The sequence below is a fragment of the Novosphingobium sp. B1 genome, assembly GCF_900176395.1.
Classification (GTDB): Bacteria; Pseudomonadota; Alphaproteobacteria; order Sphingomonadales; family Sphingomonadaceae; genus Novosphingobium.
Genome location: NZ_FWXL01000047.1, coordinates 1 through 5,524, shown reverse-complemented (window position 1 = coordinate 5,524; position 5,524 = coordinate 1). Strand labels below are relative to the sequence as shown.

The 5,524-nt window shown below is 51.1% G+C and carries 9 protein-coding genes and 1 pseudogene; 6 read left to right on the top strand and 4 right to left on the bottom strand.

Annotation, left to right across the window (positions count from 1 at the left end; genetic code table 11):
• Positions 1 to 227 precede the first annotated feature (227 nt).
• The 4 genes from B9A23_RS21840 to B9A23_RS21830 are packed head-to-tail and all read left to right on the top strand — an operon-like array spanning position 228 to position 1,935.
• On the top strand, positions 228 to 551 hold the full coding sequence (locus B9A23_RS21840) for a hypothetical protein (protein ID WP_139797654.1): 324 nt from the start codon (positions 228 to 230) through the stop codon (positions 549 to 551).
• Between the two features lie 6 nt (positions 552 to 557).
• Positions 558 to 1,022, top strand: coding sequence for a hypothetical protein (locus B9A23_RS23445; RefSeq protein ID WP_254895246.1), 465 nt, complete (start codon positions 558 to 560; stop codon positions 1,020 to 1,022).
• The gene (locus tag B9A23_RS23590) at positions 947 to 1,477 is read left to right on the top strand and encodes a JAB domain-containing protein (RefSeq protein ID WP_368655955.1); all 531 of its coding nucleotides are present in this window, start codon (positions 947 to 949) and stop codon (positions 1,475 to 1,477) included. Before B9A23_RS23445 ends, B9A23_RS23590 begins: the two co-directional genes overlap by 76 nt.
• A complete protein-coding gene (locus tag B9A23_RS21830; RefSeq protein WP_084281507.1) occupies positions 1,474 to 1,935 on the top strand; it encodes a MarR family transcriptional regulator in 462 nt (153 codons plus the stop codon). Before B9A23_RS23590 ends, B9A23_RS21830 begins: the two co-directional genes overlap by 4 nt.
• 37 nt (positions 1,936 to 1,972) lie before the next feature.
• Here the strand turns inward: B9A23_RS21830 and B9A23_RS22595 are convergent, their stop codons facing one another.
• Positions 1,973 to 2,404, bottom strand: a complete 432-nt coding sequence (locus B9A23_RS22595; RefSeq protein WP_176218126.1) for a MarR family transcriptional regulator — start codon at positions 2,402 to 2,404, stop codon at positions 1,973 to 1,975.
• A gap of 581 nt (positions 2,405 to 2,985) precedes the next feature.
• Between B9A23_RS22595 and B9A23_RS23025 the strand changes: the two genes are divergently transcribed.
• On the top strand, positions 2,986 to 3,162 hold the full coding sequence (locus B9A23_RS23025; protein WP_176218125.1) for a hypothetical protein: 177 nt from the start codon (positions 2,986 to 2,988) through the stop codon (positions 3,160 to 3,162).
• 183 nt (positions 3,163 to 3,345) lie between these two features.
• On the opposite strand, the gene B9A23_RS21825 is transcribed toward B9A23_RS23025, so the two are convergent.
• The 3 genes from B9A23_RS21825 to B9A23_RS23020 all read right to left on the bottom strand — a co-directional run bounded on the left by B9A23_RS21825 (position 3,346) and on the right by B9A23_RS23020 (position 5,108).
• Positions 3,346 to 3,753: a hypothetical protein gene (locus tag B9A23_RS21825; protein WP_139797652.1), complete on the bottom strand. Its 408-nt coding sequence runs from the start codon at positions 3,751 to 3,753 to the stop codon at positions 3,346 to 3,348.
• 795 nt (positions 3,754 to 4,548) lie between these two features.
• Positions 4,549 to 4,683 (bottom strand): hypothetical protein, encoded by a 135-nt coding sequence (locus B9A23_RS23440; RefSeq protein ID WP_254895245.1) that lies wholly within the window; start codon positions 4,681 to 4,683, stop codon positions 4,549 to 4,551.
• 269 nt (positions 4,684 to 4,952) lie between these two features.
• Positions 4,953 to 5,108 carry a hypothetical protein gene (locus B9A23_RS23020; protein WP_176218124.1) on the bottom strand — a complete coding sequence of 52 codons (156 nt, stop codon included), beginning with the start codon at positions 5,106 to 5,108 and terminating at the stop codon, positions 4,953 to 4,955.
• Positions 5,109 to 5,411: 303 nt separating this feature from the next.
• Between B9A23_RS23020 and B9A23_RS22590 the strand changes: the two are divergent.
• Positions 5,412 to 5,524 (top strand): annotated as a pseudogene (locus B9A23_RS22590) (IS110 family transposase); the annotation flags it as partial.

Here is a 5,524-nt window from a genome sequence, read left to right as displayed (position 1 = left end):
AGCTCATTCGGTATGGCAGGTTCTTTGCGTCGTGACATAGTGGGACTCCTTGTTGCCCATTATGCCCGGCCACACACGGAAATCCTGACAGTCCCCGCACTGCTCATAGCAGTGGTTGCGCTGATCGGGATGAGCGTCACACAAGGCATTGCATTGCTCGCCCAGTAACCACCCGTCACTCAATTCCGAGCTGCAGTTTTTGCAGAAAGGGTGATGTCGCAATGACTATGACGAGACAAATCGCCTCAGCGCGTCTTGCGCGCCAGGTTCCCGAAGCAGAGCAGGCCATCGATCAAGCCTTACAGGCAACGACCGCGGTACTTCAAACTATGTTGAGTGCTCGCATCGAAGCGGACGTACCACCTCACACTGGCCAGCTTGCTTTGTCAAAGCTCATGCAGAGTCAGCAGGCGCTAATAGCTGCAAGCAATGACTTCATGCGCGTTCATCGCGAACTCGCGGCTATCGGCCAAGAGCTCATGGCAGCTGACTATGGCGACTGCCCTCCCGCCAAGGGCGCACTCGAGAATCCCGCGAAGCAAGCAGCATAATATGGCTTGACCAAGCCCCAAGATTTGATGCCATTGCATCTAATGCGGTTCGGCTTTCAAATTTTGCTCCTCGGGATCATTTCGGTATGTGCCTGGCGACGTGCCAGCACAACGGAAGTAAGGGGGGCGGCGATCATGGCTCTCATGCTTGCCGCCTCACCAGTCTACGCAGCAATAAGTGAAGTAGCTGGCAGAATGACGCAGCTCGATGTCGGGTACTTCGTTATCGACGCATCGATTTTGGTCCTGATGCTACATCTCGCTTTGACATCTCAGAAATGGTGGCCACTGTGGCTCGCAAGCGCTCAGTTGATAGCTATGTTATCTCACGTCGTGCGGATGCTGGATGCAGATTACGCACCTTTGGCCTACGCCTTGATGATGCGCTCCCCTTCATGGATTCAGCTGTTGATCCTCTTGCTCGGCGTTCTTTCCTCTATGCGATGGAAAGCACATCCTCGAGCATCATAAAGGAGTCCGATCGGTTTCGACGCTGGATCGGACGTAGGCTTACAGATAAAAAATCCGAGGATAAAGAAAGTACAGCGAAACCGAGACAGTCTGCGGACCGCCTATCTCTCTATCTTCACAAAAGATTCAAACAACGTTCCGCAGAACACTTCCTCGCAATGTTCTTCTCTGAACAGGGAGCGCTTGTGGGAGAACTATTTCTCACTTCGGACAATTCTAAGAGGGTAGTAATATCGCCCAACGCAATTCTAAAGCAAGCCAACCAGCTCCGATCTACAAAGATAGTTCTTGCCCATAATCATCCGAGTGGATTGCCTCTGCCTAGCCTAAGTGATGTAAGATCGACTAGGTACTTATTGGACTTTGCAAGTTCACGTGGCGTCCAAATAGAAGAGCACTTCATCGTTTGTTACAAATCGATTTTTAGTATGCGTAAAGCAAGGATGATCTCATGAGCCTAGTGCAAATAGCCGTAAGCACCGTCGGCAATCATGAAGTCTCATTTGACACGCTGCCGCCTGAATCGGCTCAACTTGTGCTGGCGGAACTCCAACTACGTCGCAAGCTAACTGCATGCCTGGCTAGCTATGGACTGTCTACCGGGCCGAACCTGGAGATTCTGCTAGATGTCTTCACGGGAGTGCGCATCGGTAAGCCCCGATCTCTTTCGGACATCGCCATTGGCGTCGGGCTTGCGTCATCCTCAGCCACCCGTTGGATAAGGCACTTGGAAGACAATGGCTTTTTGGTACGTAGCGTGGACGCGAACGATCGCCGCCGGATGTATCTGTCTTTAACTCAAAAAAGTTCTGAGTTAGTACAAAGCTTGATCAAGTTAATTGCGGATGCACGTGGTTGCGACACGGTCGGGATGCCGCGTGATGACACGCGCCTTTTCTTTCCTTCAAAGTAAAGCTTTAACGCGGTTCGCGCGAATAGGCCCCCAAGCCTCAGCTGAAGCATCGGCTTAATGCCGAGAATGCGCGATCACCCAGTCTTACCCAATGCCGACGCTTATCTTCCGGGTCGGGACTCCGCTCCACCAATCCAAGGTTGCAAAGGTAGGAAAGCCACCGCAGCGCGGTGGATTGGGGAATGCCGGCTTCTATACCGATCACCGATGCGGACAAGCGTTGGTTTCTCAACCGAGCAACAAACAATTCAAGCAGCAGATCCCAAGCCGGATCTGAAAATATGTCCGATTCAACGCCAAGAAGCTTTGCTCTGTTTCTTCGTCTAACCTGCTCTTCAATGACCCTGGCCTCTGCTGTCAACGGGGCAGTAGATCCTGCTCCAGCAAATATGGCTTCGGAATCCTCTGAAGAAAATCGCAGGAGCATGTGGGCAACATCGGCAACCTTTTGACGGTCAAACTGCTCCATGCCAAGACCCCTGTGATTTGGACAGCCCAGATGTCCGCCCCTTGATAAGCAATTATGCATAGCATATGTACGTAGTCAAGCAATCGGACCAGAAAGCTTTAATAAAAGTCTGAGCGTCCAAGGAGAAAATTTGGGCTGAGGAAGACCAAAAACCTCTGGCAAGCTTTGGATTTGTCGGAAAAAAGAAAATTATAGTCCCAAATTGGTAACAATTTTCTGGATAACGCCGAGATTTGCAGTCTTATTTGAGCGCTTCAGATCAACTAAACCTACTGAAGCAAGGTATGTTCTTCGCCCTCTAGTGTCGCTGCGCCAGACATGCGGGCTTGTGCTGCTAGTAAGTGGATCGAACGACGGTTGCGAACGGACTAGCATTCTGCAGTTGATCCATCGTGATATGACCTAAAGGACAGGTAGCATTTTCAGTAGGTTAGTTTGGCCGGGGCTGTTCTGACGTAACAATTGGTCGGAGAATTCATCCATACTGACGCGTACTCCTTCCATAACCCAAAATTTACCTGTAACGTTTCCAAAGTGGTAGTTAATCTGCCGGCTTAAAAACACGTCGGGGTCAGCGCTCAATGTTGTCTGCAGCAAAGGTAAAGCTCCAAGAAGCTCTTGAAATCATTGATGATTTCGGAGCTCATCTTCCCGGAATTCACGTGGCGACCGCTATTAGCGCGCTTGACGAATTGATCAAGAATGAAGAGATCATGATTCGGCAGGACGAGCCAGTGCGCGCTGTCAATTTCAGCTGATGTGGGGCTTCGACTGCACGGCTTTCCAGGGTTAACTTCTGGCCTTCTTGTATCCATCGTTAGCTTTCTACTATCACCTTCGATAGATGGGCACAGCATTAGCCAAACAACCTGTGCGCTTTAATTGCGTGCAGGGGCAATGATCTACTTCGATAGATGTTGACGATTTTGCTCAGCCTTCAATTACTCGTTGGCCGCTTGAGGTAAGAAATACCGCGCAAGCCGAACGAGCCCTTCATCGCCGATTGATATTGTGCCTTCAGGATTGATGCCTTTGGCGCAAACGACGAGCTTTTCACGTTCGAGAACCCTGAGATATCTAGATAGGATCTCCAAGTTTATGTCTAGTGAAACGGCGAGATGAGCAACTGTTGTGTCTTGCTTGCTCAGTGCATTAACCAGCACTTGAAGCAGGATAATCCATCCGTCGTTTGTGAGTGAAAACCCGGCGTTAAGAGCCGCCAATCGCTTCGCCGACGCCAGCTCCTTTCGAGCCTGGCGCGCCAGCATCTTGCCATGCTGGTACGATTGAAGCCGGTGCAGGTCATCCCTACTGCGCAAGTGAAGCAAATCGCCCCCAACTGCAGTCACGATTATCTCCTTATGCAACCGACATTTCTTTCGGGAAACGTTAACGATGCAGAAAGGCGCGTCAATTCCTTAAGAGCGAATCAGCACATATTCTCGGTTGCTTGGCTGGAAGCGGATGTTCGCCAGATCGACAAGCCGTCTCGAGGTAGCGCCAGAACGTCCGACGCAATTACAAGTGCGTCAACGTCAGATGCTGGTCCAGCTCATTGCTTCATGTAGCCACCCTAATTGCAGCCTGTGCGCGAAACAACCAATTGGAGGACCGGGCCCTCATTCTGTTTCTTAGCAGACAAATCGGTTAATCGCTCAAACACACAAGCCAAGTCTACATAAATTCCCGCAAGGGGATCACTTGTCTCCGCAGTCACCTGCCGGCGATCAAGCTCTGCTTGCACATGGAGAAGGGCCATTGAGAGATTGTACGGGATTGGCATACATGAATCTTAACCACGAAGTATTGATTATTAGTCAACACCATAAACGCTAAGCAAACATCCAACCGGCTGTGCTTTTGCTCGTCTCCCAAACAAGTCTGGTCTCGACTTGACGATCAGGTTAAAACCTGCTCATCCGTAGCACTCATTTTCTTATCAAGACTTCAGGTATTTCGCTTTCGCTTAATCTTGTTAATGACTGTTAAACATGCCCTTACACACAGCACAATGCCACACGGAGTAGCAAGACGGGTCGAAAAAATGGGATGCAGATACCTAGCCCCCGAGGCAATTTCAGCAGTCTCGGCTCCCCGCGTTGATCTGCGCGTCCCACAAGGAAGCATAGGGGGTATGATGGAGCTCACATCATCCGCACACCCCGACGGCTAAGCTGCCCCGCATGAAGATGAGAACGCAAGACAGAATGCTGCGGCAGTTGCTCAGCGACCTGCGCGACGGTAAACACCACGTAAGGATGGATGTAGGCCGTCATCATCAGGGATACGGCTTGCTGCAAGCTGCTTGTTCGCGCGCGCAGCCCCCCAGCCTACTTCTCGATGACCAGGGCTCTCCGACTGCAGTGCAGCATTCACGATACGCGCTCGACCACTACACGCGGGACACTTCGGCAGCCAAGGATCTGCGCCATTAATGCAGTCGTTCTATAGTTTTGCGGCGGTTCTTATACAGAGACATGTATGGCGAAGGATAAGATATCTCGGCGAGCAGATGCGTTACAGAACGTTCCGAACATTGGTTACCGGTCTAATCGTTCGAGTTGGTAAGCACGCCCAATGCCTCTAGCGCGAGCGACACATGCAACGCGGCTTGAGTTTGTTCGGTCACATCCAGAATCTGCAGTGACTGCGTTAGTAGCTTGACGACCTCAGCGAGGCGCTCCTGATCGATAGCATTATCCATCTCAGTCTCCGCCGCGAGTTCACAATCGGTGTTCTAATAAAGACGCATTTGCTACCAACCCCTCCTCTTATACTATCCGCATTCCCCCTTAAGACACCTCACTTGGACCCTATTTCTATACAAATGGAGTGAACATCGCGGTACTCTTTACCAAATGCGCCATATTCTGATTTGAGATGGTCAGCCTAGATGCCGTAATGGGCCAGCGTCTCAAGAGTAGCCAGGTAGGTGGCTGTCCCTCAGAATGATGGTGTTGAAAACGGGGTCCGAGTGAACGCCCCAAGCATCATGAGAGGAACAGCCATGGAGCATTATGCCGGAATCGATGTCTCTCTGAAAGAGAGCAGCGTCTGTGTTGTGGACGCGACGGGCAAGGTCGTCCGCGAGGTCAAGGTTGCCAGCGAGCCTGAGGCGGT

What these genes read in the sequence shown, in the direction of transcription:
- B9A23_RS21840 (WP_139797654.1), top strand. Translation starts at nt 228, where the DNA reads ATGACGAGACAAATCGCCTCAGCGCGTCTTGCGCGCCAGGTTCCCGAA.
- B9A23_RS23590 (WP_368655955.1), top strand. Translation starts at nt 947, where the DNA reads ATGGATTCAGCTGTTGATCCTCTTGCTCGGCGTTCTTTCCTCTATGCG.
- B9A23_RS21830 (WP_084281507.1), top strand. Translation starts at nt 1,474, where the DNA reads ATGAGCCTAGTGCAAATAGCCGTAAGCACCGTCGGCAATCATGAAGTC.
- B9A23_RS22595 (WP_176218126.1), bottom strand. Translation starts at nt 2,404, where the DNA reads ATGGAGCAGTTTGACCGTCAAAAGGTTGCCGATGTTGCCCACATGCTC.
- B9A23_RS23025 (WP_176218125.1), top strand. Translation starts at nt 2,986, where the DNA reads ATGTTGTCTGCAGCAAAGGTAAAGCTCCAAGAAGCTCTTGAAATCATT.
- B9A23_RS23440 (WP_254895245.1), bottom strand. Translation starts at nt 4,683, where the DNA reads ATGATGACGGCCTACATCCATCCTTACGTGGTGTTTACCGTCGCGCAG.
- B9A23_RS23020 (WP_176218124.1), bottom strand. Translation starts at nt 5,108, where the DNA reads ATGGATAATGCTATCGATCAGGAGCGCCTCGCTGAGGTCGTCAAGCTA.